This is a genomic window from Hymenobacter arizonensis (assembly GCF_900115775.1).
Classification (GTDB): Bacteria; Bacteroidota; Bacteroidia; order Cytophagales; family Hymenobacteraceae; genus Hymenobacter; species Hymenobacter arizonensis.
The window spans coordinates 1238820-1264123 of sequence record NZ_FOXS01000001.1; the positions used below are offsets into that span (position 1 = coordinate 1238820).

Annotated in this window: 26 protein-coding genes and 1 tRNA gene; 17 read left to right on the plus strand and 10 right to left on the minus strand. The window is 59.7% G+C overall.

What is annotated here, in order from left to right:
- The first annotated feature begins 121 nt into the window (after positions 1-121).
- From BMZ66_RS05145 to BMZ66_RS05170, 6 genes are all read left to right on the plus strand, one after another.
- Complete coding sequence (locus BMZ66_RS05145; RefSeq protein WP_092669657.1) at positions 122-892, plus strand: DUF1573 domain-containing protein; 771 nt, start codon at positions 122-124, stop codon at positions 890-892.
- 30 nt (positions 893-922) lie between these two features.
- Positions 923-1396, plus strand: a complete 474-nt coding sequence (locus BMZ66_RS05150; RefSeq protein WP_092669659.1) for an META domain-containing protein — start codon at positions 923-925, stop codon at positions 1394-1396.
- A gap of 226 nt (positions 1397-1622) precedes the next feature.
- Positions 1623-2144, plus strand: coding sequence for a VOC family protein (locus BMZ66_RS05155; RefSeq protein ID WP_092669661.1), 522 nt, complete (start codon positions 1623-1625; stop codon positions 2142-2144).
- 131 nt (positions 2145-2275) lie between these two features.
- The gene (gene ald, locus BMZ66_RS05160; RefSeq protein ID WP_092669663.1) at positions 2276-3403 is read left to right on the plus strand and encodes an alanine dehydrogenase; all 1128 of its coding nucleotides are present in this window, start codon (positions 2276-2278) and stop codon (positions 3401-3403) included.
- Between the two features lie 185 nt (positions 3404-3588).
- Positions 3589-5496 carry an LTA synthase family protein gene (locus BMZ66_RS05165; protein WP_092669665.1) on the plus strand — a complete coding sequence of 636 codons (1908 nt, stop codon included), beginning with the start codon at positions 3589-3591 and terminating at the stop codon, positions 5494-5496.
- 144 nt (positions 5497-5640) lie between these two features.
- On the plus strand, positions 5641-6057 hold the full coding sequence (locus BMZ66_RS05170; protein ID WP_092669667.1) for a tellurite resistance TerB family protein: 417 nt from the start codon (positions 5641-5643) through the stop codon (positions 6055-6057).
- A gap of 119 nt (positions 6058-6176) precedes the next feature.
- On the opposite strand, the gene BMZ66_RS05175 is transcribed toward BMZ66_RS05170, so the two are convergent.
- The gene (locus tag BMZ66_RS05175; RefSeq protein WP_092670289.1) at positions 6177-6638 is read right to left on the minus strand and encodes a type I restriction enzyme HsdR N-terminal domain-containing protein; all 462 of its coding nucleotides are present in this window, start codon (positions 6636-6638) and stop codon (positions 6177-6179) included.
- Positions 6639-6756: 118 nt separating this feature from the next.
- Here BMZ66_RS05175 and BMZ66_RS05180 point away from each other — a divergent pair, with 118 nt between their 5' ends.
- Both BMZ66_RS05180 and BMZ66_RS05185 read left to right on the plus strand, forming a co-directional pair.
- Positions 6757-7527: an AMP nucleosidase gene (locus BMZ66_RS05180; RefSeq protein ID WP_092669669.1), complete on the plus strand. Its 771-nt coding sequence runs from the start codon at positions 6757-6759 to the stop codon at positions 7525-7527.
- A gap of 159 nt (positions 7528-7686) precedes the next feature.
- Positions 7687-9351 (plus strand): amidohydrolase, encoded by a 1665-nt coding sequence (locus BMZ66_RS05185; RefSeq protein ID WP_092670291.1) that lies wholly within the window; start codon positions 7687-7689, stop codon positions 9349-9351.
- Positions 9352-9538: 187 nt separating this feature from the next.
- Here BMZ66_RS05185 and BMZ66_RS05190 read toward each other — a convergent pair whose 3' ends face one another.
- Positions 9539-10057, minus strand: coding sequence for a DinB family protein (locus BMZ66_RS05190; protein WP_092669671.1), 519 nt, complete (start codon positions 10055-10057; stop codon positions 9539-9541).
- A gap of 80 nt (positions 10058-10137) precedes the next feature.
- Entirely contained in the window at positions 10138-11550 is a 1413-nt protein-coding gene (locus tag BMZ66_RS05195; RefSeq protein WP_092669673.1) for an MFS transporter, read from the minus strand.
- Between the two features lie 181 nt (positions 11551-11731).
- Here BMZ66_RS05195 and BMZ66_RS05200 point away from each other — a divergent pair, with 181 nt between their 5' ends.
- Positions 11732-12160 carry a hypothetical protein gene (locus tag BMZ66_RS05200; protein ID WP_092669675.1) on the plus strand — a complete coding sequence of 143 codons (429 nt, stop codon included), beginning with the start codon at positions 11732-11734 and terminating at the stop codon, positions 12158-12160.
- A 65-nt stretch (positions 12161-12225) separates the two neighbouring features.
- On the opposite strand, the gene BMZ66_RS05205 is transcribed toward BMZ66_RS05200, so the two are convergent.
- Positions 12226-12313, minus strand: a tRNA-Ser gene (locus BMZ66_RS05205).
- A 116-nt stretch (positions 12314-12429) separates the two neighbouring features.
- Positions 12430-13515: an asparaginase gene (locus BMZ66_RS05210; RefSeq protein WP_092669677.1), complete on the minus strand. Its 1086-nt coding sequence runs from the start codon at positions 13513-13515 to the stop codon at positions 12430-12432.
- Between the two features lie 283 nt (positions 13516-13798).
- On the opposite strand from BMZ66_RS05210, the gene BMZ66_RS05215 reads away from it, so the two are divergent.
- From BMZ66_RS05215 to BMZ66_RS05225, 3 genes are all read left to right on the plus strand, one after another.
- On the plus strand, positions 13799-15334 hold the full coding sequence (locus BMZ66_RS05215; RefSeq protein WP_262507570.1) for a malate:quinone oxidoreductase: 1536 nt from the start codon (positions 13799-13801) through the stop codon (positions 15332-15334).
- Positions 15335-15476: 142 nt separating this feature from the next.
- Entirely contained in the window at positions 15477-15926 is a 450-nt protein-coding gene (locus BMZ66_RS05220) for a MarR family winged helix-turn-helix transcriptional regulator (protein WP_092670293.1), read from the plus strand.
- A gap of 53 nt (positions 15927-15979) precedes the next feature.
- Positions 15980-16411: an organic hydroperoxide resistance protein gene (locus BMZ66_RS05225; RefSeq protein ID WP_092669681.1), complete on the plus strand. Its 432-nt coding sequence runs from the start codon at positions 15980-15982 to the stop codon at positions 16409-16411.
- 152 nt (positions 16412-16563) lie between these two features.
- Here the strand turns inward: BMZ66_RS05225 and BMZ66_RS05230 are convergent, their stop codons facing one another.
- Positions 16564-17301 (minus strand): SDR family oxidoreductase, encoded by a 738-nt coding sequence (locus BMZ66_RS05230; RefSeq protein WP_092669683.1) that lies wholly within the window; start codon positions 17299-17301, stop codon positions 16564-16566.
- 132 nt (positions 17302-17433) lie between these two features.
- On the opposite strand from BMZ66_RS05230, the gene BMZ66_RS05235 reads away from it, so the two are divergent.
- Positions 17434-17988, plus strand: a complete 555-nt coding sequence (locus tag BMZ66_RS05235) for a GNAT family N-acetyltransferase (RefSeq protein ID WP_092669685.1) — start codon at positions 17434-17436, stop codon at positions 17986-17988.
- Positions 17989-18083: 95 nt separating this feature from the next.
- Positions 18084-18830, plus strand: coding sequence for a hypothetical protein (locus tag BMZ66_RS05240; RefSeq protein WP_092669687.1), 747 nt, complete (start codon positions 18084-18086; stop codon positions 18828-18830).
- On the opposite strand, the gene BMZ66_RS05245 is transcribed toward BMZ66_RS05240, so the two are convergent.
- Positions 18823-19611 carry an arylamine N-acetyltransferase family protein gene (locus BMZ66_RS05245; RefSeq protein ID WP_092669689.1) on the minus strand — a complete coding sequence of 263 codons (789 nt, stop codon included), beginning with the start codon at positions 19609-19611 and terminating at the stop codon, positions 18823-18825. The genes BMZ66_RS05240 and BMZ66_RS05245 overlap by 8 nt on opposite strands.
- Before the next feature lie 39 nt (positions 19612-19650).
- Entirely contained in the window at positions 19651-20520 is an 870-nt protein-coding gene (locus BMZ66_RS05250) for an SDR family oxidoreductase (RefSeq protein ID WP_092669691.1), read from the minus strand.
- 92 nt (positions 20521-20612) lie between these two features.
- Between BMZ66_RS05250 and pncA the strand changes: the two genes are divergently transcribed.
- From pncA to BMZ66_RS05265, 3 genes are all read left to right on the plus strand, one after another.
- Entirely contained in the window at positions 20613-21236 is a 624-nt protein-coding gene (gene pncA, locus BMZ66_RS05255) for a bifunctional nicotinamidase/pyrazinamidase (protein ID WP_092669693.1), read from the plus strand.
- A gap of 60 nt (positions 21237-21296) precedes the next feature.
- On the plus strand, positions 21297-22136 hold the full coding sequence (locus BMZ66_RS05260) for an ion transporter (protein ID WP_092669695.1): 840 nt from the start codon (positions 21297-21299) through the stop codon (positions 22134-22136).
- A 464-nt stretch (positions 22137-22600) separates the two neighbouring features.
- Entirely contained in the window at positions 22601-22984 is a 384-nt protein-coding gene (locus BMZ66_RS05265) for a hypothetical protein (protein WP_092669697.1), read from the plus strand.
- A gap of 120 nt (positions 22985-23104) precedes the next feature.
- Here the strand turns inward: BMZ66_RS05265 and BMZ66_RS05270 are convergent, their stop codons facing one another.
- Positions 23105-23935, minus strand: a complete 831-nt coding sequence (locus BMZ66_RS05270) for a phosphatase PAP2 family protein (RefSeq protein ID WP_092669699.1) — start codon at positions 23933-23935, stop codon at positions 23105-23107.
- 143 nt (positions 23936-24078) lie between these two features.
- On the minus strand, positions 24079-25203 hold the full coding sequence (locus BMZ66_RS05275; protein WP_177204600.1) for a metallophosphoesterase: 1125 nt from the start codon (positions 25201-25203) through the stop codon (positions 24079-24081).
- Positions 25204-25304: the final 101 nt, after the last annotated feature.

The following is a 25304-nucleotide window of genomic DNA, read 5'->3' on the forward strand; positions in this document are numbered from 1 at the left end:
TGCCCTGGCCAGTCGGACACTCGCGAGCAGGGCCATTATCATTCGGCCGCTTTTATTGTTAAACGTAATTAAGGGGCACGAAGCTGTGCACGCCTGGGTTATCAGTTCAACTCGCAAGATTATGAAACAGTTACTTACCCTCTGCCTGCTGGCACTTGGCATCAGCGCACACGCTCAGGGCGTGATGCAATTTGAATCCGACAACCACGACTTCGGCAATGTGCCCGAGGGCACAATGGCGACCCACGAATTCAAATTTAAAAATACCGGCAACCAGCCCGTGGTCATTGCCAACGTGCAGGCCAGCTGCGGCTGCACCACCCCCGACTGGACCAAGACGCCCGTGCTGCCCGGCAAAACCGGCATCATCAAGGCCATGTACAGCAGCGCCGGCCGACCCGGCGTGTTCAACAAAACCGTGACCGTAACCAGCAACGCCACCGAGCCCAGCAAGGTGCTCACCATCAAAGGCTCGGTGCTGACCAAAGACGAAATCAAGCCCACGCTGACGGCCGCTCAGCTGGCGCAGTCGCCGCGCATGGTGGTAGACAAAACCACCCACGACTTCGGCAAGATGGAAGCCGGCCAGCAGCCCACCGCCCGCTTCACCGTAAAGAACACTGGCAAGACGCCGCTGGTGCTGGGCTCACTCACCTCGGGCTGTTACTGCGTAGGCTACAAGACGCCTCCTACACCCATTGCGCCGGGCCAAAGCGCCACCGTCGACCTCATTTACAGCCAGCGCCAGCTGGGCCAGATGAGCGACGCCGTAACCATCTCCTCAAACGACCTGAGCGGCGACGCAAAAATCACGCTGAAGGCTAACATAGTGCGCGACCTTAGCGGTAACAGTATGGTGAAGGAAAGCAGCACGGCCGTTCCGTTTAAGTAAGGAGACCTGGAGCCCAACTCCTTTTTACCCATGGCTTTTCTGACCCTAAAGCGGATGAGAACCTATAGTTTGTGTGCCATCCTGGGTTTGGGCATGGCTGCCGCTCTCGGTGGCTGTGGCAAAGCGGCAAACGAGGCAAAGCCCCAGTACGAACTGCTGGAAACGCGCTGGATGCTGAAACAAGTGGACGAGACGCCGGTCATGGTTTCCAGCTTTAGCTACGACTACGATTCCTACATCCAACTCAAACGCATCGACAACCGCGCAGTGGGCTTGGCGGCCTGTGATGCCATCTCGGCTCGTTTTGCGTTGACTACTGCTACCAAACAGCTCTCGCTTTCTCAGATGGGCACCATGCAGAGCAGCTGCGCCAGTCCTTTCCTGTCCAACCGCTATTTATCGGCGCTGGCTCAGACTGCCCGGTACGAATTAGAAGGTAACAAACTGTTTCTCTACGACGCCCAAGCAGCGAAACCGAGGCTAATCTTTGAGGCGGCGCAGTAATCTCTAGTCCTGTAGAACATTACAGAAAAAACGGTCTTTGTATTCACGTTTTTTTTGTTGAACGAACGAAGGTCTTGCCATTTAGGTGAGACCTTTTTTCTTGGGTAAGCTGTAGAAGCCTTACCCCCTCAACGAAACAGACCACGGCCAGTTTTTTCAAAAATCTGGTGAATTTAAAAGTTGCTACCTCACACCCCGTTCTCTAACTACTTTACCCACTGTTCATATGGAAGACGCAGCCTCGCACCCGCCTCAGCACGCAGGCCCTGATTATGAAGTGCCCGCCCAAACGCGCATTGGCCACATCCACCTGCAGGTCACGGACCTGGAGAAATCCCTGGCGTTTTACCGCGACATTTTGGGCTTTAAAGTCATGCAGCGCTTTGGCAACCAAGCGGCTTTTATTTCGGCGGGTGGCTACCACCACCACATTGGTTTGAATACCTGGAACAGCCTCGGCGGCCCGCCTGCTCGCAAGCACGGCGCAGGGCTCTACCACACGGCCATTCTCTACCCCACGCGGGCCGATTTAGCCCAGGCCCTCCGACAACTGGCGGCGGCCAACTACCCCATCACGGGCTCGGCTGACCACGGCGTTTCGGAAGCCATTTATTTGGACGACCCCGACGGCAACGGTGTGGAATTGTACTGGGACCGGCCGCAGGCCCAGTGGCCCATCGCCCCCGATGGCAGCGTGCAGATGTATACCCGGGCGCTGGATATGGCCGGGCTGTTAGCCGAACGCTAATCCTTGCGGGGTGGTTTAGGCGTGGCGGCGCAATGCCAAAGTATTTTGCAATGCCTGAGGGGCGGCGGCCCCTTATCTTTACGCCACGAATTCTCACCTCAGCCTCAACCTTCACTCCCACCACTCCGCTCATGATAATCGGCGTTCCTAAGGAAATTAAAAACAATGAAAACCGCGTGGGCCTCACGCCCGCCGGCGTCGCCGAATTGCGCAAGCACGGCCACACACTCCTCGTGCAAAATACCGCCGGCGAAGGCAGCGGCTTTTCCGACGACGAGTACACCACGGCCGGCGCTACCATGCTCCCCACCATCGCCGATGTGTATGAGCAGGCCGAGATGATTATTAAGGTTAAAGAGCCTATTGCCGAAGAGTATCCCCTCATCAAAGAAAATCAGCTGCTCTTCACCTACTTCCACTTCGCCAGCGGCGAAGAGCTGACCCACGCCATGATTGAGCGCAAGGCCATCTGCCTCGCTTACGAGACCGTGGAGCTCAGCAACCGCGCCCTGCCCCTGCTCATTCCGATGAGCGAAGTAGCTGGCCGCATGGCTCCGCAGGAAGGTGCCAAGTACCTGGAGAAGCCCCTGAAAGGCCGCGGCATTCTGCTGGGCGGCGTACCTGGTGTGAAGCCGGCCAACGTGCTGGTACTGGGCGGCGGCGTAGTAGGCACGCAGGCTGCCAAAGTAGCTGCAGGCCTCGGCGCGCAGGTTACCATCATGGACATCAGCCTGAACCGCTTGCGCGAGCTCGACGACTTCATGCCCAAAAACGTGGTGACGCAGTACTCGAACGAGTACAACATCCGCGAAGCCATCAAAACTTCCGACCTGATTGTGGGCGCGGTGTTGATTCCCGGTGCCAAGGCGCCGCACCTCATCACCCGCGACATGCTGAAGAGCATGCGTCCCGGCACGGTGGTAGTTGACGTGGCCGTGGACCAAGGCGGTTGCATCGAAACCTGCCACCCCACCACCCACGAAAACCCGACCTTCATCATCGACGACGTGGTGCACTACTGCGTAGCCAACATGCCCGGCGCGGTGCCCTACACCAGCACCCTGGCCCTGACTAACGCCACCCTGCCCTACGCCGTGAAACTGGCCAACCAAGGCTGGCAGGAAGCCTGCCGCCGCGACGAGGCCCTGCGCCTCGGCCTGAACGTGGTGCACGGCGAAGTAGTGTACAAAGGCGTAGCCGACGCATGGGGCCTGCCCCTCGTGAACGTTGAAACCGTGCTCGAACTGGCCGCTGTTTAGATTGACTAACAGTCATTAATTAAGAGGGCCTTCTCAACTATCAGTTGGGAAGGCCTTTATGTGTTGAGCATGTTCTTTAAATTCTTGATTGCGGTTAAGCAGTGGGCAGTAGCGCTACACCTTTGGTGGTACTTCACCCAATGCATAACATCAGTTATTAATTGCCAATTATTAATTCTCAATTGATGCTTCCTTCGCCTGCCATCCGTCTGTTGATGCGTCGATTTGCCTTGCTGCTGGGGGTGTACACGCTGTTGCGGCTGGGCTTTTACTTGCTCAACTTCAGCACATTCGGAGGCATAGATGCCGGCGCGGTGCTCCTGGCGTTTGTGCACGGGCTGCGCTTTGATATTGCGGCCCTGCTGTGGCTCAACCTGCTGCTGGTGCTGCTTTCGGTGGTAATACCGGTATCGGCGCGGCGTGGGCAACGGGGGCTGCGCTGGCTCTTTGTGCTGGTCAACTTTCCCGGTTTCCTGCTCAACGTTATCGATTGGGAATACTTCAAGTTTATTGGCCGGCGCCTGAGCAACGAGTTCACGACGGTAGGGGGCGACATTGCGCGGCAGTCGGGCCAGATTGTGGAGCACTATTGGTACTTGCTAATTCCGCTGGGGGGCATGGTGTACTTGCTGTGGCGGCTCTGCCCCATGCCCACCCCGGCCGAGGAACGGGCCGCGGCAACCCGCAAGCAATGGGTGCTGCGCGGCATCGAGATTATCCTGCTGGTGGGCTTGGTGGTGCTGGGCCTGCGCGGGGGCTGGCAGCTAAAGCCGCTGCGCACCGGTGCGGCGTTTGACCAGCAGCCCGCCGTGCTGGGCCACTTGGCCCTGAACAGCACCTTCACCGTGCTCAAATCGTTGGACGAAGCCAAGGTGGAGCGCAAAAACTACTTCCCCACCGATGCGGCCGTGCTAGCCAACCTGGGGGCGGTGCCGCTGGCGCAGCGGCCAGCTCCGGCAGTCCCGCTCAACGTGGTGGTGCTGCTGCTCGAAAGCCTGGCCTCGGAATATACCGGTGTCGACAACGGCGGCCAGGGCGGCTACACGCCATTTTTTGATTCGTTGGCCACGGCGCCTGGGTCGTTGCTTATGCGGGCCAACTATGCCAACGGCCGCCGCTCCATTGAGGCGCTGCCGGCGGTGCTCGCCGGCCTGCCTTCGCTGATGGAGGAGCCCTTCATCACGTCCAGCTTCCAGACGGCGGAGCTGCACGGGCTGGGCGACATGCTGGGGCGCCACGGCTACACCACGGCCATTTACCACGCCGGGGCCAACGGCACCATGGGCTTCGATATTTTTTCCGGCATTGCGGGCATGCAGCGCTACTATGGCCTAAATGAATACCCTGGCGGCGCGGCTAGCCCCGACTATGACGGGCACTGGGGGATTTTCGACGAACCCTACCTGCAATACTTCAACCAGCAATTGGGCACCACCAAACAACCTTTTTTTGCTACGCTATTCACGCTGAGCGCCCACGACCCGTTCACGATACCGGCCCAATACAAGGGCAAGTTCCCGAAGGGCACGCTGCCCATTCACCCCACCATTGCCTATTCCGATTTTGCGCTGCGGCGTTTCTTCCAGGCCGCCCGCCAGGCACCTTGGTTCAGCAACACGCTATTTGTGCTCACCGGCGACCACACCTCGCAAACTGACCGGCCAAACTACTACAACTCCCTGGGCGACCACAAAACGCCGCTGCTGCTGTTTAGCCCGGGCCACGCGCTGCCCACGGCCAACCCAACGCGCATCACCCAACAAGCCGACATTCCGGCGTCGGTGCTGGACGTGCTGGGCCTGCACACCGAGCAGAAGGCGCTGCTGCCCTTCGGCGCTTCGGTGTTTGATGCGGCCAGTCCGGGGCGGGCCTTGTTCCACGACGACGATTCCTATTTCCTGGTGCACTCCGATTTCGTGACCGAGCTAAAAGGAGACAACACAGTGAAGCTTTACCCCTACCAGCCGTATTTCATCCCGAACCAGCCAGTGGCTAACCCAGACCCCGCCCTGGTGCAGAAATACGGCGATGAGCTGCGGGCCTGCGTGCAGTTTTACGTGAATGGCCTGCTCGATAACCGGCTTTATAAGTAGTCTTCACTCTTGCACACGCAATGGGGCCATACCAGCAGCCCCGCAAGATTCCAGTTTGCCGGGCAATAACCTTCCGGGTGAGGCGCCGTTCAAAGAAGCCGCCTTTCTAAGGCGCTTTTCTCACTGACTTACCCACCCAAGAAGATGCAAGAGGCTCATTCACTCGAAGACGTACTAAATACCCCACAGAAGAAGCTGGGCTTCTTCCAGAACCTGGTTTTGATAGCCGCCGCTGATGGCGACTTGAGCAAGGACGAAGGAGACTTTTTGCTCCAAATTGGTACCAAACTGGGCCTGACCGCCGACCAGGTAATGCCGATTGCCGACAACCTGGGCGTGCTCAGCTTCATCGTGCCATCTGAAGGAATCCAGCGCACCCTGGAGCTGCAAACGCTGGTGCAAATGATGCTGCAGGATGGCCAGATAGACGCCCGCGAGTACGGCCTATGCATGGAGTACGCCAACCGCATTGGCTACAGCAAATCCATCCTTGACGACATGGTGAGCCAGTTGTCGGGCGGTGCGCCCATCACCAACCCCAGCCCGCCCACCGTAAGCTAGCGCGGTTCCGGCGTGTATGTAGCGCGAACTTTGTAGTTCGCGTCCCCGCGACAGTGGACGAACTCAGATGGCGCGGGGACGCGAACTACAAAGTTCGCGCTACACGCCTATGCCTGCGACTACAGCAGCACCGCAGCGGCATAGCTAGGAATCTCTTCCAGCCGCTCGTTGGTGCGGGTTTCAAAGTTGACCCGCCAGCAGTAATGCACCAGGCCGTTGGTGAGCAGCAGCAGCGGCGCTCCAATGGTCTGGTTGTACGTGGTGGCCTGCCGGGCCACTGCCGCGTCGATGGCCACGGAGGGCGCTTTGCATTCGACCAGTAGCAGGGGCTTGCCTTCGGGGCCGAGGGCCAGCAGGTCGGTGCGCTTGTGGCGCTGGTTGTAGCGCAGGCCGCGCTCCAGGGCCAGCAGACCGCGCGGGTAGCCGAGGTGGTTGGCGAGGTAGTGCACCACGTGCTGCCGCACCCACTCTTCGGGGGTGAGCACCACATGCTTGCGCCGGAGCCCATCCCAGATGAGCGGTTGATTCGTGGCCGATTGTGTAAGTTTGGCCTCGAAAGGCGGCAGGTCCAGGGCTTGCATCACCTCCAAAGGTACGGGGCCAAATCGAGTGACTGAGTAGCTGAGCGACTGAGTGGCATCGGGTTTTGCGTCCTTTCTCCATCATTCACTCAGTCGCTCAAACACTCATTTACCCTTTATGAAGACCAAAGAAGAAATTGTCAATAACTGGCTGCCCCGCTACACGGGCGTGCCCTTGAGCGACTTTGGGCAGTACATCCTGCTCACCAACTTCAGCAACTACGTGCACATGTTTGCGGCGCAGTTCGACTGCGAAGTGCGCGGCCTCGACAAGCCCATGCAAACCGCCACGGCCAATGGCATCACCATCATCAACTTCGGCATGGGCTCGCCCATGGCGGCCACGGTAATGGATTTGCTCTCGGCCATCAAGCCCAAAGCCGCCCTGTTTTTGGGTAAGTGCGGCGGCCTAAAAAAAACCAAGCTCGGCGACCTGGTGCTGCCCATCGCGGCCATCCGCGGCGACGGTACTTCCGACGACTACCTGCCCAAGGAAATTCCGGCTCTGCCCTCTTTCCGCCTACAGCGCGCCGTGTCGTCGATGATTAAAAAGCACGAGCTCGACTACTTCACCGGCACCGTGTACACCACCAACCGCCGCGTGTGGGAGCACGATGCGGAGTTCAAGGACTACCTGCGCCGCGTGCGCGCCATGGCCGTCGACATGGAAACGGCTACCATTTTTGTGGTAGGTTTCATGAACGACATCCCGCATGGCGCCCTGCTGCTGGTGAGCGACAACCCCATGACGCCCGAGGGCGTGAAAACGTCGGAGTCGGACTCCAAAGTGACCACTGAGTTTGTGAAGCGCCACTTGCAAATCGGCATCGAGTCGCTGCAGGAGCTGCAAAACTCGGGCGAGTCGGTGAAGCACATGCGCTTCGAATAGCCCACCGGGCCCTTCAGCAAATAGCTAGATAACGTCATGCTGAGCTTGCCGAAGCATCTTTACTGCACTACTAAACTCAATTAGTATTGCGGTGAGGATGCTTTGGCAAGCTCAGCATGACGTTCTTGTTTGAAATTTAAAATCACTTCGTTACCTATGATGAATTTTACCAAGCCGTTGGGGCAAAAGTTGGGAGTGGCGCTACTGGCGATGAGCGCCTTGGCCAGTTGCCAAGGCTCACGTGAGTCAGTGGATTTGCTCGTTACCAATGCCACGGTCTACACTGTAGATTCCACTTTTGCGAAAGCCGAGGCCTTTGCAGTAAAAGATGGCAAGTTTGTGGCGGTTGGTACATCAGCTGACCTCAAATCCCGGTTTGACGCAGCCAAGGAAGTAGACGCTAAAGGCCAGTTCATCTACCCTGGCTTTTATGATGCGCACTGCCACTTCTACCGGTACTCGCTGGGGCTGAGCTCCGCCGACTTGGTGGGTACCACTTCCTGGGAAGACGTACTCGAGAAGTTGCAAGCACACCGCCAGAAGTTTCCGCAGGCGGCGTGGCTGCTGGGCCGCGGCTGGGACCAGAACGACTGGCCCACCAAGCAGTTTCCGACGAAGGAAGCACTGGACCGCCTGTTTCCTGACGTTCCCGTCCTGATAATTCGCGTGGACGGGCATGCGGCGCTCGTCAACCAAAAGGCGCTGGACCTGGCCGGGGTCACGGCGGCCACGCCCATCAGCGGCGGCACCATTGCGCGCGATGCGCAGGGCCGGCTCACGGGCTTACTCGTAGACAATGCCACCCGACTGGTCAGCAATAAAATCCCAGAGCCTACCCCTGCCGAAGCCGCTCAGCTACTGCTGCAAGGCCAACAAAACTGCCTCGCCGTGGGCCTGACCAGCGTAGCCGACGCCGGCCTCGACCGAGCCAACATCGAGCAAATGGCCGACCTGCAGCAGCAAGGCAAGCTGCACCTGCGGCTGTATGCCATGCTCAACCCCACGGCCGCCAACAAAGACTATTACCTCAAAAACGGCCCCATTCTCACCGACCAGCTGGCGGTCAGCTCCTTTAAAGTGTACGCCGACGGGGCCCTGGGCTCCCGCGGCGCCTGCCTGGTAGAGCCCTATGCCGATAAGCCCAAGGAAACCGGCTTCCTGCTCTCCACCGAAAAAGAATACCGCGCTTTGGCGAAGGAACTGGCCGCCTCGAAGTTCCAGATGAACACCCACGCCATCGGTGACTCGGCCAACCGCATCATCCTCAACATCTACGGCGAGGCGTTGAAAGGTCAGAAAGACCGGCGCTGGCGCATTGAGCACGCGCAGGTGGTGACGCCGGCCGACATGCCCAAGTTTGGGCAGTTTGGCATTGTGCCCTCAGTGCAGCCCACTCACGCCACTTCCGATATGTACTGGGCCGGTGAGCGCCTGGGGGCCGAGCGCGCCAAAACAGCATATGCCTACGCCGAGCTGCTGAAGCAGTACGGGCAGCTGGCGTTGGGCTCCGACTTTCCCGTTGAGGACATCAACCCGCTGTATGGCTTCCACTCTGCCGTGGCCCGGCAAGATGCCAAGAACTTTCCCAAAGGCGGCTACCAGATGGAAAACGCCATTTCGCGCCCCGATGCCCTGCGCGGCATGACCACCTGGGCCGCCCACGCGGGCTTTGAGGAGAAGCGCAAAGGTCAAATCAAGCCCGGCATGCTCGCCGATTTCGTGCTGATGGGCACGGACTTGCTGGCGGCCCCCAACGAGCAGCTGCGCAATGCCAGCGTGCTGGAAACCTGGGTGGGAGGCAAGCAGGTATTCGAGAAAAAGTAGCGGCAAAGCGTCCGTCATTGCGAGGCGGAGCTGTGGCAATCCGTCCTGGTCTCAGGGACGAACTTAATAACATGACAAGCCCCGGTACTGCGCAGTACCGGGGCTTGTCGTTTCATTGAACTGTCGGGCTCTTACAGGACGGATTGCCACGGCTCCGCCTCGCAATGACAGCAGGCTCGCTATGGCCCTAAAATCCGCCGGCTTCATCGGCGCTGGGACCGTAGAAACCGGGCACCGGAATGTCGAGCAAGCGCAGGTACACCGAGAGCTGGCCCCGGTGATGGATGCTGTGGTTCAGGCCCATGATGCGCAAGGCGGCGCCTTTGGGGCGGTCCATTAGAATCTGGTCGCCGCGATGCAGCTGGAAGTGGTTGGTGAGTTTTTCGTCGTTGCTGCTGTGCAGCGCCTCAATCAGGATGGTGCTGTACTCGTCGAAACGGCTTAGTAATTCCTCCTTAGACGTGGGCGTGGGGCCGGGCTTGGGGGCATTGGGGTCGAGGAAGTCGCGGGAATTGGCTTGAACAAACAAGGTTTTGAAAGCCAGCAGGTTCACAACATGGGTTGCCAGCTGCCACAGCGACATGCTCTTGGGGTGGGGCTTGAAGTCGGCCTGTTCGAAAGGCACGCGTTCGAGCATTTTGCGGGTGTTGGCCAGTTCGTGGTCGAGCTCGGCGAGGATATTTTGCTGGAGGGAGGAGGTGTGCATGAGGTGGGTTTGGTGGATGGGAGCACATGCGGTGGCATGCGCCGTAGAAGAGCAGTGAAGGAGACGCTAAGCCGCCCGAATTACTTTGCCGTAGCGGGGGTGCTGGTCACGGGCGAAGCGGGCGGCGGGCCGGGCACGGTGCTGGCATCGGCGCCGGTGGTATCGCGCAGTTTTTTGCCGCGCAGCGTAAGCAGAAAGCCCAGCCCGAGGATAAAGAACACAATCAGCGAAAGAATGCTGTTGCGCATCGAGCCGGTTATTTGCGCGATAACCCCGAAGGAGAGCGTCCCGATAACGATGCCCAGCTTTTCGACCACGTCGAAAAAGCTGAAGTAAGCCGCGTTGTTGGGGCTGTTCTCGGGCATAATCTTGGAGTAGGTGCTGCGCGACAGGCTCTGCACGGCGCCCATGGTGAGACCGATAACGGCAGCCAGCGCAAAAAATGACCAGCCCTTTTGCACAAAGTAGCCGGCCACGCATATCAGCATCCAGATGAACACGGCCCAGCTCAGGGCCCGGGTGTTGCCGATGCGCTCCGAGAGCTTGGCAAACAGATACGCCCCCAAAATGCCCACAATCTGCAGCAGCAGGATGGTGATAATCAATGCCTGCGTCTCCAAGTTGAGGACTTTGTCGCCGAAAATTGTGGCCACGTACATCACGGTTTGCACGCCCATATTGTAGGTGAAATAGGCCAGCAAAAAGCGCTTCAGGTTGGGCTGGTGCTCGAGTTCGGCCCACACCTTGCCCAGCTCCCGAAAACCGTTCAGTACCCAACTGCTGTCGTTGGTGCTGCCGGCGGGCCGGCCGGGGTCGGCGGGCAGGGTGGCAAAGGGAATTTGGGCGAAGCCGGCCCACCAAATGCCCGTAAGCAGAAAGCTGAGACGGGTGGCAAATGCTTTTTCCAGCCCGAAGTGTTCGTGGCCCTCAATGAGCACCAGGCACAGCACCAGCAGAATAACCGAGCCGATGTAGCCCATGGAAAACCCGCGAGCTGATAATGAATCAAATTTTTCCTCCGAGCTGATTTCCGGCAGGTAAGAATTATAGAACACAATGCTGCCCGAAAAGCCCACCGTAGCCGCGATGAAAACAAACGTGGAAGGCACCAGCGTGCCTTTGGTGAAGAAGAACAGGCCGGCGCAGGCAGTGGCGCCCAGGTAGCAAAACACCTGCAGAAACAGCTTCTTACGGCCGGAGTAATCGGCCAGCGAAGTCAGAAACGGACTGACAATGGCAATCAGCAAGAAGGCAAACGAAATGGCATAAGTCAGCAAGGACGAGCCTGGTAACGTGTAGCCCAGAAAGTTAACGATGTCTTTGCCTTGGGCATCGACGGCCTGCGTGCCCCAATAAATTGGAAACACGCTGGAAGTAATGACCAGCGGATAAACCGAGTTGGCCCAGTCGTAGAAGGTCCAGCCGCGGGTGATGCGCTTGTTGTCTTTTTCAACGGCGCTGGTAGCAGCCGTGACAGGTGTGGTGGGGGCCATGAGCAAGGGCGCAAATTGGTGCGAATACGCCGGGCAAGGTAACGGGTTTTGGGCGCTTGCGTTGCGGCGTAGCACAGCGATAACACCGCGGCCACGCCCCAGCTTCAATCACATATAAGCTCCACAGCCTGATTGCGAACCTACCTTAGCAGAACAATAATTAGATTTATTTCTGCCTACGATGCGCTATTTGCTCATTTTGATGGGGTTGACTTTCTCAACTTCTGCTTTTGCCCAGACCGGCAACCCGGTCATCGACAGCCCCGCGGCCTACCGCGAGCAAGGCCTGCACAGCCCCGAGCATGCCCGCCTGGTGCGTGAGCTGCTGCGCTACGAGCTGCGCAACTTGCGCAGCTTGGTGGCCAGCCAGGTGCAGGTGCGGCCCGAAGGCTACACTTTCACATTTACCAATCGCGCCACGATAGCCGAAATCACAGAAGGCACCTACACGATGACCTATTACAACGCGCAAAGCCAAGTTGTCGGCGCTACCAAAGGCCGCTTTGGAGGGTTGGCACCGGGCGCCAGCCGCAACCAGTCGGTCACCTTTGCGCGGCCCGCCGACACGGCACGCACAGAAATAAGTGTGACCACGGTACAAGCTGAATAAACCCTAAACATTGGTTACAAAACCCAATAAAAAAGCCCGTTTCATAAGATGAAACGGGCTTTTTGCTGAGGGGATGGGATTCGAACCCACGATGACCTTTTGAGCCATACACACTTTCCAGGCGTGCTCCTTCGACCACTCGGACACCCCTCAAGGATGGTGGTTGGTGGCGCAAAGATAGGGCGCAACAATGAGCATTGAGCAATGTGGAATGAACAATTAACGCGGGCGGCTTATTGCTCAATGCTCATTATTCATTGCTCATTGATTTACAGCGTGATTTCGCCGCGCAGGTCCTGAGTGAGCAGCTGCCGGGTACGCTCCTCCCCCAGCCCGAGACCGAGCACAAACATGAGCTTGGTAACGGCCGCTTCGGTCGTGATGTCGTCGCCGCCGATGATGCCCAAGTCCGCGAAATGGGCGCTGGTTTCGTATTTGCCCTGCACCACGCGGCCTTCCTCGCACTGGCTCACGTTTAGCAGCCACACGCCGCGGGCGCGGGCCGCGGCCAGGCACTGCAAAAACCACGGAGCCGTGGGCGCATTGCCCGAGCCGTAGGTTTCGAGCACGCAGCCTCGCAGGCCGGCAACGCCCAGAATGGCCGATACCACGGCCTCAGTGATGCCCGGAAACAAGCGCAGCACGGCCACGCCGGTTTCGAGGTTGGTATGCACCTGGAGGCGGGCACCGGGCAGCAGGCGGATGCTTTTGTCGTCGAAATCCAGGCCAATGCCCGCCCGGGCCAGCGGCGGGTAGTTCTCGCTTCTGAAAGCGGCAAACTGCTGGCTTTCCACTTTTTTGGCCCGGGTGCCGCGAATTAGAATGTCGTTGAAAAACACAGACACCTCGGGCACGCGCACCGTGTGGGCCCGCGGGTGCCGGGCGGCTGCAATTTCCAGGGCCGTGATGATGTTGCGCTGCGCATCGGAACGGTTGGCGCCCACCGGTACCTGCGCCCCGGTGAACACCACCGGTTTGCCTAGGTGCTCAAGCACGTAGCTGAGCGCTGCGGCGGAGTATGCCATGGTGTCGGTGCCGTGCAGCACCACAAACCCGTCGAAATCGGCGTAGTGACGGCCAATGAGCTGGGCCAGAAACAGCCAGTCGGCGGGCGTCACGTTGCTGCTGTCGATGGGCTCGGGCAGGCTGAGCAGGGACAGCTGAAACGGCAGCCGGGCCAGCTCGGGCATCTTGCGGTCGAGGCGCCGGAACTGCATGGGCACCAGCTCGCCTTTGCGGTTCACGGCCATGCCTACGGTGCCGCCCGTGTAGATGATGAGGAGCCGCGGAGCGGCGGTATTGGCGGGGTCGACGCGGGTGGGAAGGGGCAGCAGCGGCAGTTCGAGGTCGGGCATGGGTGGGATGGGAAAGCAATACAGAACGGTCAAACTCCCCTCCTTAGTAAGGAGGGGATGTTCGAGCCAACGGCTCGAACGGGGGTGGTTGAACTCGTTGAACGACACCCGAACGACTCGCAGTAGAATCGTTCTTTCTTCGTTCAACGAGTTCAACCACCCCAGCTGGCACTTTGCGCCAGCATCCCCTCCTCGTCTGAGGAGGGGAGTTTTACCGTTCACCTTCGCAAGGTAGCTACTGGTTTTTTTCAGGAACAAACAGCCCTGCACGGCTGGCCTCCGTATTGCCTGCGGCCTTTCCCTTAATTTTTCTATGACCCCAACGGACCAAAATCCCGCCAAACCCGTGACTGATGTTGTCCTCATCGGCGCGGGCATTATGAGTGCTACGCTGGGCGTGCTGCTCAAATCCCTTGACCCCAACCTGACCATTGCTGTGTATGAGCGCCTCGACGCGGTGGCCGCCGAAAGCTCCGACGCCTGGAACAACGCCGGCACCGGGCACTCGGCCTTCTGCGAGCTCAACTACACGCCGGAGCGCCCCGATGGCAGCATCGACATTTCGAAAGCCGACAAGATTGCCGAGCAGTTTGAGATGAGCAAGCAGTTTTGGGCCTCCCTGGTGCATGAGGGCAAGCTGCCCGACCCCACCACGTTTATTCAGAGCATTCCGCACATGAGCTTTGTGTGGGGCGCCGACAACGTGAACTACCTGCGCAAGCGCTACGAGTCGCTGCTACACTCGCCCCTGTTCAAAGGCATGGAGTTCAGCGAGGACCCCGCCCAGATTGCCAACTGGATTCCGCTGGTGATGGACGGCCGCGATGCCACCGAGCCCGTGGCCGCCACCCACATGCCTATTGGCACCGATGTTAACTTTGGCTCGCTAACCCGCTGCCTGTTCAAGCATTTGAAGGAGCAGCCCGGTGTGGAGTTTCACCTGGGCCACGAGGTGGAGGACTTCCGGCGCAAGGCCGATGGCATCTGGCGCATAAAAGTTAAAGACCTGGCCACCCGCCAGGACCGCATTGTGCGGGCGCGCTTTGTGTTTATCGGGGCCGGGGGCGGCACGCTGCCTCTGCTCGACAAAACGAATATTCCCGAGGCCAACGGCTACGGCGGCTTCCCCGTGAGCGGGCAGTGGCTGAAGTGCCGTAACCCCGAGGTCATTGCTCAGCACCAAGCCAAGGTCTACGGCAAACCGGCTTTGGGTTCGCCGCCCATGTCGATGCCCCACCTCGACACGCGCCAAATAAACGGCCAGAAAGAGCTGCTGTTTGGGCCCTACGCGGGCTTCACCACCAAGTTTCTGAAGAAGGGCTCTTACACCGATTTGTTCCGCTCCATCGAAGTGGGCAACATTCGGCCGCTGCTCTACGCTGGCGCCCGCAACCTTGGCCTGACGCGCTACCTCATTGGCCAGGTGCTGCAATCGCCGCAGGAGCGCACGGCCGTGCTCCGCGAATACTACCCCAAAGCCAACCCAGCCGATTGGCAGTTGGAAGTGGCGGGCAAGCGCGTGCAGGTCATCAAAAAAGATAAAAAGGTGGGCGGCGTACTCGAGTTCGGCACCGAGATGGTGACTTCAGCCGATGGCTCGGTGGCGGCGCTCCTTGGGGCCTCGCCGGGGGCCAGCACGGCCGTGGCCATCATGTTCGATTTGGTGCAGAAGTGCTTCTCGGAGCGCGTGGCTACTCCCGAGTGGCAGGCGCGCTTGCGCGAGCTGGTGCCTTCCTTTGGCGAGCGCATGGCCACCGACCCTGCCCTCACGGCAGCCGTGCGCGAGCGCAGCCAGCGGGTGTTGCAGCTGGCGGGCTAATTCGCTCTAGTTAGCCTGCGACAAGCTATTGAAACCACAGTCGAATAAAACTAATCAGCTGTCTATCAGCAGCTGGTTAGTTTTATTTATTAATTGATTGTACACAATTAAAACTTACGCAACTAATTATAGTTTCACCATCATGGATAAGATTCCGGAAAGTGCGCCAAACCCCTTGCTCAAGCTGGATAATCAGCTGTGCTTCTCGGTGTATGCCCTCTCGCGGCTCATCACGAAAACTTACCAACCCTTACTGGAGCAGTTGGACGTGACGTACCCTCAGTATCTAGTGCTGCTGGTGTTATGGGAGCACAATACGCTGTCGGTGAAGCAGCTGGGCGAGAAGCTACTGCTTGATTCCGGTACCCTTACGCCCCTGCTTAAGCGCATGGAACAGCGCCAGTGGCTAAGCCGGCAGCGCGACCCGCGCGATGAACGGTCGGTGGTGGTTACGCTGACCGATGCGGGCCGCGGCCTGGAGCGTAACGCCCAGCAAATTCCGGAGCAGGTAGCCGAACGCCTGCAGATGGCTCCACCCGAACTGGCAGTTCTGCGCACCCAGCTCCAGCAACTGGTCACCCTATTGACTTAAAAATTAGACGTTTTCACTTTACCTGCATTACCCTTTTACCCTTACCAAGCCCAATGAGCATTCAACGCCTGTACACCGCCAAAGCCAAAACCACCGGGGGCCGCGACGGCCGCGCCATCTCTTCCGACAACGTAATTGACCTGCCCCTGAGCACGCCCAAAGAAATGGGCGGCCCCGGCAAACCAAACACCACCAACCCCGAGCAGCTATTCGCCGCCGGCTACTCGGCCTGCTTCGACGGCGCCCTGAACCTGGTGGCTCGCCTGAGCAAAATGCCCATCACCGGCAGCACTGTGGAGGCCGATGTAAGCTTCGGCAAAGACGGTGAGAACTTCGGCCTGGCCGTTGACCTTATCGTGAACATCCCCAACCTCGACCAGCAGCAGGCCGAAGCGCTGGTAGCCAAAGCCCACGAGGTGTGCCCCTACTCGCGCGCCACCCGCGGCAACATCGAAGTGACGCTGACAACGACGACTAACTCATAAGCACGTTTTGTGGGACAATCGTCCCTCGACTCGGGTCTTATCTTAGTGTTACCAAACAGGCCGTTGGGCCGAGCGCAGTGCTCGGCCCAACGGCCTGTTTTTGTATTAGCGCAGTGATGGCGCAAGCTTAGTTAAAGCTTACTCAGGTTGCTTTAGTGGTTATTCATCTGTCGAAACCGCTCGTCCAGTTCGGCGCGCGATGCCAGCCGGGCCGCTTCCGAAGTGCCGTAGCCGACCTCCTGCTCGCCAGCGGCGAGGCGGGCCATTACGGAATCGGCAAAGTCGTCGACGGGCACGCCGAAGGTGTGCAGGCCGGGGCCACCCAGGTCGGTGTCCACAGCCGGGGGCACAATTTCGAGCACCGCAATGCCCGTAGGTGCCAACTGGTGGCGCAGCGACAGCGTGAACGAATGCAGAGCCGCCTTGGTGGCGCTGTAAATGGGCGCGAAGGCCGCTGGCGCAAAGGACAAGCCCGAGGTAACGTTGATGATATAGGACTGCGGCTGCTGGCGCAGATGCGGAATGGCCAGCGTGGCCAGGTGCATGGGCGCTTCCACGTTGATTACAAGCTCCTGACGGCGAACGTCCCACTCCTCGGCGTCGTCGGCCAGTTGGATGCGGTTTTGTACGCCGGCGTTGTTCACCAGCACATTCAGGGCTGGAAAAGTCGCCGTGGCCCATCGGATAAGCTCGACGCGGTCGGCGGCATTGGCGAGGTCGCAGACGTGGGTGATGAGGGCCGGATATTGCTGCTGCGCCTCGGCCAGCTTATCGGCGCGGCGGCCACAGACAATGACCTGGCTGCCGGCCTGCAGGAAGCGGGCCGCCAGCGCCAGGCCTATGCCGGAAGCGCCGCCCGTGAGCAAGATGGTGTTATTGGATAAGTTCATGAAAGGAAGGGGATGAATAGGGAAAGAATGGCGTTAACATACTCCTACGGTAGATAGTTAGCTAGGTAGGCTGGTGCGCGCCTTACCTTGCGGGCTTATTTTCGGCCTTGTTCTCCGCACTACGCGCTTTATATGATTGCATTGGAACCCTTCACCCCCGCCGACTTCGACCAGCTGATAGAATGGGTTGCCGATGAGCGGCTAATGAAAGAATGGAGCGGCTCGATGTTTTCGTTTCCGCTCACCAGGGCGGGGCTCGAATGGTACATTGAAGGTTCCAACAATTTGGCCGACCCCAGCGTGTTCATTTACAAAGCCGTTGATTCCAAAACGGGCGTCACGGTGGGGCACATTTCCCTGGGCGGCATCAGCCAGCGCGACCGCGCCGGGCGTCTCACCCGCGTGCTGGTGGGCAACACCACCGAGCGCCGCCGCGGCATCTGCCAGGGCATGGTGAAGGCCCTGCTGCGCATCGGGTTCGAAGACCTGAAATTGCACCGCATCAGCCTGGGAGTATATGACTTTAACCACGCGGCCATCAACTGCTACTTGAAATCTGGATTTAAGCAGGAAGGCGTGATGCGCGACGTGGTACGCCACGGCGATGGCTACTGGAGCCTCATCGAAATGGGCATTCTAGAAGACGAGTGGCGCGCCCTACAAAAGCCGAGTAGCCACCTTGCCTAAGCGCCAGTCAGTGCGGCATTGGCTGGCAGCTCGGCCTATTCAGAAATAAGCAGTACATTGATTCTGCGATTTCTGATATTAGGCTCTTTTCACTGATGAACATTCGCTTTTTGCCGCTGTCGGCCTTCTTGTTTCTGGCGGCCGGCACTGCCTATGGGCAGGCTGGCAGCCTGGGCAAGGATGCCGCTACTGTTCAGGCCAATATGGCTACTATAGCCTCTGGCTCGTCATTGCGAGTAGAAGGGGCCACCAGCTTAGGCGTGGTGGGTTCACCCTATGCCGATAGCCGCTGGCTAACCGCTTTGCTGACCCTGAACAACGGCATGCCCCTGGCCCCGGTACCCTTGAAATACGACGTGCTGCAACACCGCCTGCTGATGCTGGACGCCAAGCACCCCAAAGACTCCCTCCTGCTCGACGACCACCAGGTGGTGCGCTTTGTGCTTCAGGAACCGGCCTCGGCGCGCGGACCGGCGCGGCAGCGCGAGTTCCGGCGCTTCCGGGAAGCCCCACAGCAGCACCACCGCCCCGATTATGTGGAAGTACTGCACGAGGGCAGCTACACGCTGCTGAAACACTACGTCAAGACGGTGAAAAAAGCGGACTACTATGGAGCGTACAGCCAGGACCGCCGCACCGACGAAATTGAGGACAAGTCGACGTACTACCTGCTCAGCCCGGAGGCACGGCTCGCCCCCGTCAAACTAAACCTAAAAACGTTGCAGTCTGCCGCTCCGCCCCTGGCCGCCGCCCTGAAAACTACCGCCGACACCCAAAAGCCCAAAACCGAAGCCCAGTGGGTGAGCGTGCTGCAAGCCGCGGACCCAAAGCCAGCTAAATAGGCAGCGCGGCCGGCAGCCGAATGCCAAAGTGAGTGGCCAGGGTTTGCTCATAAGCCGCGTCGCTGGTTACTGGCGTGGTGCTGGTGCTGCCGTCGGCCCGCCGTATTTTCAACTCGCGGTCGATGAGGCTGATGCGGCCGTCCGGAGTGGCCAGCGTGGTGATGCGCTGCTTGCGGAAAGGCGAGTCGGGAGCTTGCGAGTAGTAGAAGTTCATCATTTGGAAGTCGCTGGGCTGGGCCTCATCGAGCGTGAACGTGTAGAGGCTTTGCCACTGGCCCTGCATCTGTAGCTGCAGGTGGTAGTTGTGCTGGGGAGCGGCCTGCAGCCGGTAGCGGTCAAAGAACTGCTGATGCTCGGGCCCCGCTTCCAGCGGAATGGGCTCGATGAGCCCGTTGGCCCCAAACCCCAGGTCGGCCAGCCAGGGCTGGCCTTCCACCTCTACCAGCAGCACCTGGTGGGCACGGGGGCGTAAGGGAGGCCCGGCCAACAGGTTGCGGCCCACCAGGCAGGTCACGGCGAAGCCCAGCTCCTGCAGCACCAGCCGAAACAACCCGTTGGCCTCGTAGCAATAGCCGCCGCGCTGCTCGTGCACCAGCTTTTGGACCAGGCTGGCTGGCTCGAGGCCAATGGGGCGGTTGAGGTGGATGTCGAGGTTTTCGAAAGGAATGCGGAAAGCCTGCGCCCGGTGCAGGCCCACCAGCGTTTCGAGGGAGTGCGTGAGGGGGCCGCGGTAGCCTACGCGGGCAACGTAGGCGGCAAGGTCAAGCGGAGCGTTGGGCATGGGCCACGGAGAAAGCAGAGTGAGGAACCAGCCCGCCAATTACGCCAAAAACTGCGTACCGGTAAGCTGTTCACTTAGCTTCCAGAGCTGCCGGGCGTGGTCTGAGGTATTGAACGGGTGCTGCACGGGCACGGCCTTCTTCTTGTCGAAGAAGCCGCCGCTGATGGTGGCCATTTCAGGCGCGTTGGCCAGAAACAGGCTGGTTTCGGCGCCTTTCTCCACCGAAATCATGAACGGCCGGCCCAACTGGGCCAGCTTGCTCAGCCAGCCGCCGGCACTTTCGCCGAAGCTGCTGGCCACCACGCCCGGGTGCAGGGCATTGGTGCTGACATTGGCAATGCCGTGGGCGCGCAGGCGGCGGGCCAGCTCCTGCGTGAACATGATATTGTAGAGCTTGGTGTTGCCGTACACGCGCATGGCCCCGTAGCTCTGCGCCGATTGAATGTCGGTGAGGTTGGGCTTGGCAAACCGGTAGGCCATTGAGGATACGTTGACGACCCGGGCCGCGGGGCTGGCGCGCAGCTTCTCGAAGAGCAGCGCCGTGAGCAGGAACGGGCCCAGATGGTTGGTGGCCAAGCCCAGCTCGTTGCCATCGGCGGAAAGCTGGCGCTGGCTACCGAAAATGAGGCCGGCGTTGTTTACCAGCACGTCGAGGCGGGGGTAGCGGGCGTTGAAATCGGCGGCGGCCTGGCGCACCTGCTCGAAATCGGAGAGGTCGGCCAGGAGGACATCGACTCGGTCGTGGCCGGCCGCGGCTTTTATCTCGCGCTGCGTGGCCGTGGCTTTTTCGGGGTTACGGGCCAGGATAATTACGTGGGCACCGCTTTTGGCTAGCTCGGTGGCCGTGACTTTGCCAATGCCGGACGTGGCACCGGTAACCAAGGCAATCTGATTTTGAAGGTCGGGCATGGGGAGGAAGTTGGAGACTTTATGGACAGCAACGTAGACGTAACTCGCCGCGACTTACTTGGTTTTTCCGGCTCCTCCCCGACCTTGGCCCCATGAAAGCCCTTTTGCTCATCGATATCCAAAACGATTTTGTGCCTGGTGGCCGGTTGGCCGTGCCCGACGGCGATGCCATTATTCCGCTGGTCAATGCCTTGCAGCCGCAGTTCGACCTAGTGGTAGCCTCGCAGGACTGGCACCCGGACGGCCACGAGAGCTTTGCCAGCAGCCACGCCGGCCGCGCGCCCTTCGACCACATCGACCTGCACGGCCTGCCCCAGACGCTATGGCCCGACCACTGCGTGCAGGAAACGCCCGGCGCTGCCCTGCACCCGTCCCTGGACACCCGGCGGGTGGAAGCCATTTTCCGCAAAGGCATGGCGCCCGACATCGATTCCTACAGCGCCTTTTATGACAATGGCCACCGCAAAGCCACCGGCCTCACCGACTACCTGCGCGGCCGCGGCGTAACCGACGTATACCTAGTGGGCCTGGCCGGCGACTATTGCGTGTATTTTTCGGCGCTCGATGCCCAGGCCGCAGGCTTTGCGGCCTTCGTGATTACCGATGCCACGCGGGCCATTAGCGCCGAGGGTTTCGAGGCGGCCCGGGCCGACATGCAAACCAAAGGCGTACGCATGCTGGAAAGCAGCGCCGTGCTGGGCACGGTGGCCAGGTAGTCGGCCCATCTTACTTCCCAATTCTTCACTTGGCTGCCCCCACCCCAGTATAGAGCCTTCATGGATTTACAGCCCCGCGACACGGCCCCCGGATGGAAACGCACCGGCTACCGCATCATATTCGAATCGGACACCCGGGCCGGCATGGCCTTCGACGTATTGCTGCTGGCTATAATCGTGCTGAGTGTGGGCACCGTGATGCTGGACAGCGTGCGGTCCATTAGCAGCCAGTACGGGGCCCTGCTAAGAGGGCTGGAATGGGCCTTTACCATTGCATTTCTGCTGGAATACCTGGCGCGGCTGCTGGTGGTGCGGCGGCCAGTGGCCTATGCTCTCAGCTGGCTCGGGATAATTGACTTTCTGGCCACCATACCGGCCCTGGCCGCGCTGGTTCTCACGGGCAGCCAGTACTTGCTGGCCATCCGGACGCTGCGGCTGCTGCGCATGTTCCGCATTTTCAAGCTGGGTCAGTTTGTGGGCGAAGGCGAATTCATTACGAATGCGCTCAAAGCCAGCCGCTACAAAATCATGGTCTTTCTCACATCGGTGCTCACTATGACCATTGTGGTGGGCACGCTGATGTACGTGGTGGAAGGCGGGCAAAACGGCTTTACCAGCATCCCCAAAAGTGTGTACTGGGCCGTGGTCACCGTCACGACGGTCGGCTACGGCGACATCTCGCCCGTCACCATTCTGGGCCAAACGCTGGCTTCGCTCCTTATGATATTGGGCTATGCCATCATTGCCGTGCCCACGGGCATTGTATCGGCCCAGATGGTGGCGCCACGCGGCCCGGCACAGCCAGAACCAGCATTTAAGCTGGCCGTCTGCCACGTATGCCAGGCTGCCGGCCACCGGCCCGACGCTGAGTTTTGCTGGCGCTGCGGCGAGCGGTTGTAGAGCATTTAAGCGACTAGTCCTCATTATATAACTGATGCCGCGAATAGCACTAGTCAGCTAAGCAGAGTGTCTCTTTGGAAACACGCTGGCTGGCATGCTTTCCTTGATACGGCTCAGATATGTATGGGCAAGGGCCAGCATGCAGCTCGTCTTAACTAGCCAATTATCCACAGCTAAACCCGCACAAAAAAGTGCAACGCTGCAGCTAAGAAATTCATCAAGCGGAAGGGTTTGCACCGGAATAGCAATCAACCTAGCCATGCGCTTAGAGCACCTGAGTGAATTAATAGGCCACGCCCGAAGCAGCAGGCTGACTATAAAAGAACGAGGACTGGTACACATTCGTCCTCTTAGACTTTATCAAACGTGGCTAACCTCCTTACCTCAGCCGCGTACACCCACTACTCCTTTTAGAAAAGCACCACGCTGCTTCCTTTCCTTATTTCCACTCAACGTATTATCTCATGATAAAGCACCTGCTGCCAGCTTTGGCCCTTTCGCTCGCTTTTGGCATCAACGCCCAAGCGCAGACCACGACGCCCAATACGCCTACCGGCAACCGCACAGCCGGCACCACCGAAGCTCCGGTAGACCCAACCAGCAAAACCGGCCAACAAATTAGCGGAGCTACGGGCAATGGTGCGGCTAACACGGATACTGATACCGCTCCTGTTGCTCCCGGCACCACTACCCCCCGCACGCCCACCGGCAACCGCACTGCTGGCACTACTTCGCAGCCTATTGACCCTACCAGCAAAGTAGGACAGGAGATAAAAGGTGCGCCAGGTACCGACACCAATCGGAAAACCCGCAAAGCGACCAAAACAAAAACCAAGATGCCCCGGTAATTAATCGTAACGGCATTTCTGGCATTTGATGCGCTAGCTAATCAAAATAGCAAAGGCCACAACAAGCAAATGTTTGTTGTGGCCTTTGCTATATGAATGGTATCTGGCAGGCAGTTCCGGCTACAGCTGTTTGCTAAAGGACAAGCCGCTGTACGAATGACCGTTCACGTTCACGCCCTGCAGGGGTATTACCGATACGCCCGCACGCCCGGCTACTTTGTGCAGCTGGGGCACTACTATGCCCGCCGTAGCGCCCACGGCGTAGCCCACCATCACATCGGTGAGGAAGTGCTTGCCGGCTTCGATGCGGTAGTAGCCCACGGCGGCCGGCAGCAGGGCCGCAGCGCCCCACACGTAGGGCTCGGCAGGTGAGTCGGGGTTGAAGTCGTGAAACACTTTGGCGGCAAAGAAGGTAGCCGCACCGGTATGGGCCACGTGGCCGGCAAAAAATGAGTTAGTGGCAATCTTGCCGTTGCGTCCGCTACCGCCTTCGGGCCCGTACAGGTAGGGGCGGTAGCGGTACACGGTGCCCACCGTCATGGTGAAGGCGGCATCGGCGGCGAGCATGGTTTGGAGGTAGAGGCCCAGCACTTGCCCGTAGCGGCCCCGCACGTTGGGGTTGAGGGCCAGCAGGCCCGGCGCCACCAGGAACGTAGGGTAGCAGAGCACGTCGCTGAGCAGCTGGGCGCGGTCGCTGTACTTGCCCGCGGCAAAGCGGTCAATCTTGGGCACGTCGTTGCGGTCGAGCGCAGCCAATTCGGCATCGGTCAGGCCGCTTTTTTTCTGTACCAGCAACAGCCCGGTTACGCTCAGCGCCGTGAGGCCAGTAGTGATGGCACCGTCCTTCAAAAGGTCGGTGCGGTAGGGAGAAGGAGCCTGCTGGGCAACGGCCGAAGGCCCCGGGGCCAAGAACAGCGTCCCGGACAGCGCGAGGGAAAAGAAGAGCTTCATCAAATAGAAATATGAAAATGATGAGGCTCAAACGTGAGATTGGCCGCTGAGGTTGGTCTGCGGAAGGGAACTGACCCGAGGCGGCGGGAAGTGCACCGCACGGCGCGTTCTTACAAGCGCTGAGGCCCCAGTCCTGGCCGCTGCTACAGCACCACTGTTCGCATCACGGGTTTGAAGTGGCCACTCAGCAGCTGCACGAAATAGGTACCCGACGCCAGCCCTCCGCGTGACCATTGCAGCTGGTGGTGGCCGGCGCGCAGGGCCCCCTTGTGCAACACGGCCACCTCTCGGCCAGCCGCATCGAGCAGGCGGATGGTGGCTTCATCGGCGGTAGGCAGCGAGAATTCGAGGGTGGCCTTTTCGACAAAGGGCGTGGGCAGCACCGCCAGCAGCTGAGGCTCGGGGCTCAGGCCCTGGTGCAGCGTAAACGCATCGACCAGCTTGCCGGTGTGCGTGATGAAGCGGAGCCGCAGGCTGTCGGCGCTGGCTTCGATGAGCTGAGCGCCGTAGTCGGCGTTGTAGCGCACCTGGCTGCCCGGCAAGGCCACGGTGGTGCCGTAGATGCTCCGCCCGCCCAGGCCGTTGACGCAGTAAGTGAGGCCATCTACCACCAACCGCTCGTAGTGGTGGTCGTGCCCGGCCAGTACCAGCGAGGCCCCCCACTCGCGGAAAGGCCAACGCATGTTGGGGCTGCTGCCGTGGGTGCCCGATGAGTACGGCGGATGGTGGAAATACACGATTTTCCAGCGCGAGCGGGAGGCCGCCATTTCGGCCTTCAGCCACTGGGCCTGCCGGGAAGTGCTGCCGGTGCCGTCGCGCTCGGAGGGGTCGCTGTTGAGCACGAAGAAATGCACATCGCCGCGCACATAGTCGTAGTACCGCTCGTTGCCGGGCAGCGAGAAGTAGTCGAGGTAGGGCTGCCCGTGGCGGGTATAGGTGTCGTGGTTGCCGAGCGAGGGAAAGAAGCGGTTGGTGGCAGCGCCACTGCCGTAGCGCCCGCGGTAGGCCCCAATAAACTCGTGGTAGTAGCGGCCAATGTTTTCGTCGATGGTGCTGGCCGCGCCCTGCTCGTAGTTATTGTCGCCGAGGGTGATGACAAATTCGGGCTTCCAGCTTTTCACCAGCTCCGCCACCTGCTCTTCCGAATTACTGGCATGGCCATAGTCGCCAATTGCCGCGAAGCGCTGAGCATGAAGCGACTGCACCCCAAAAACACCCAGCCAAGCGCCTAAAACCCAAAGCGCGCGAAGCGTAACAAATTGCCGCATGTGCAGAAGTAAAATCATTTGATTGGACGCCTCAAACTTCAGGCAGCTGCTTTTAGTGCCTTTCGGCCTGCAATAAGGCGAATCCCGGGGCCGGCGGCTGC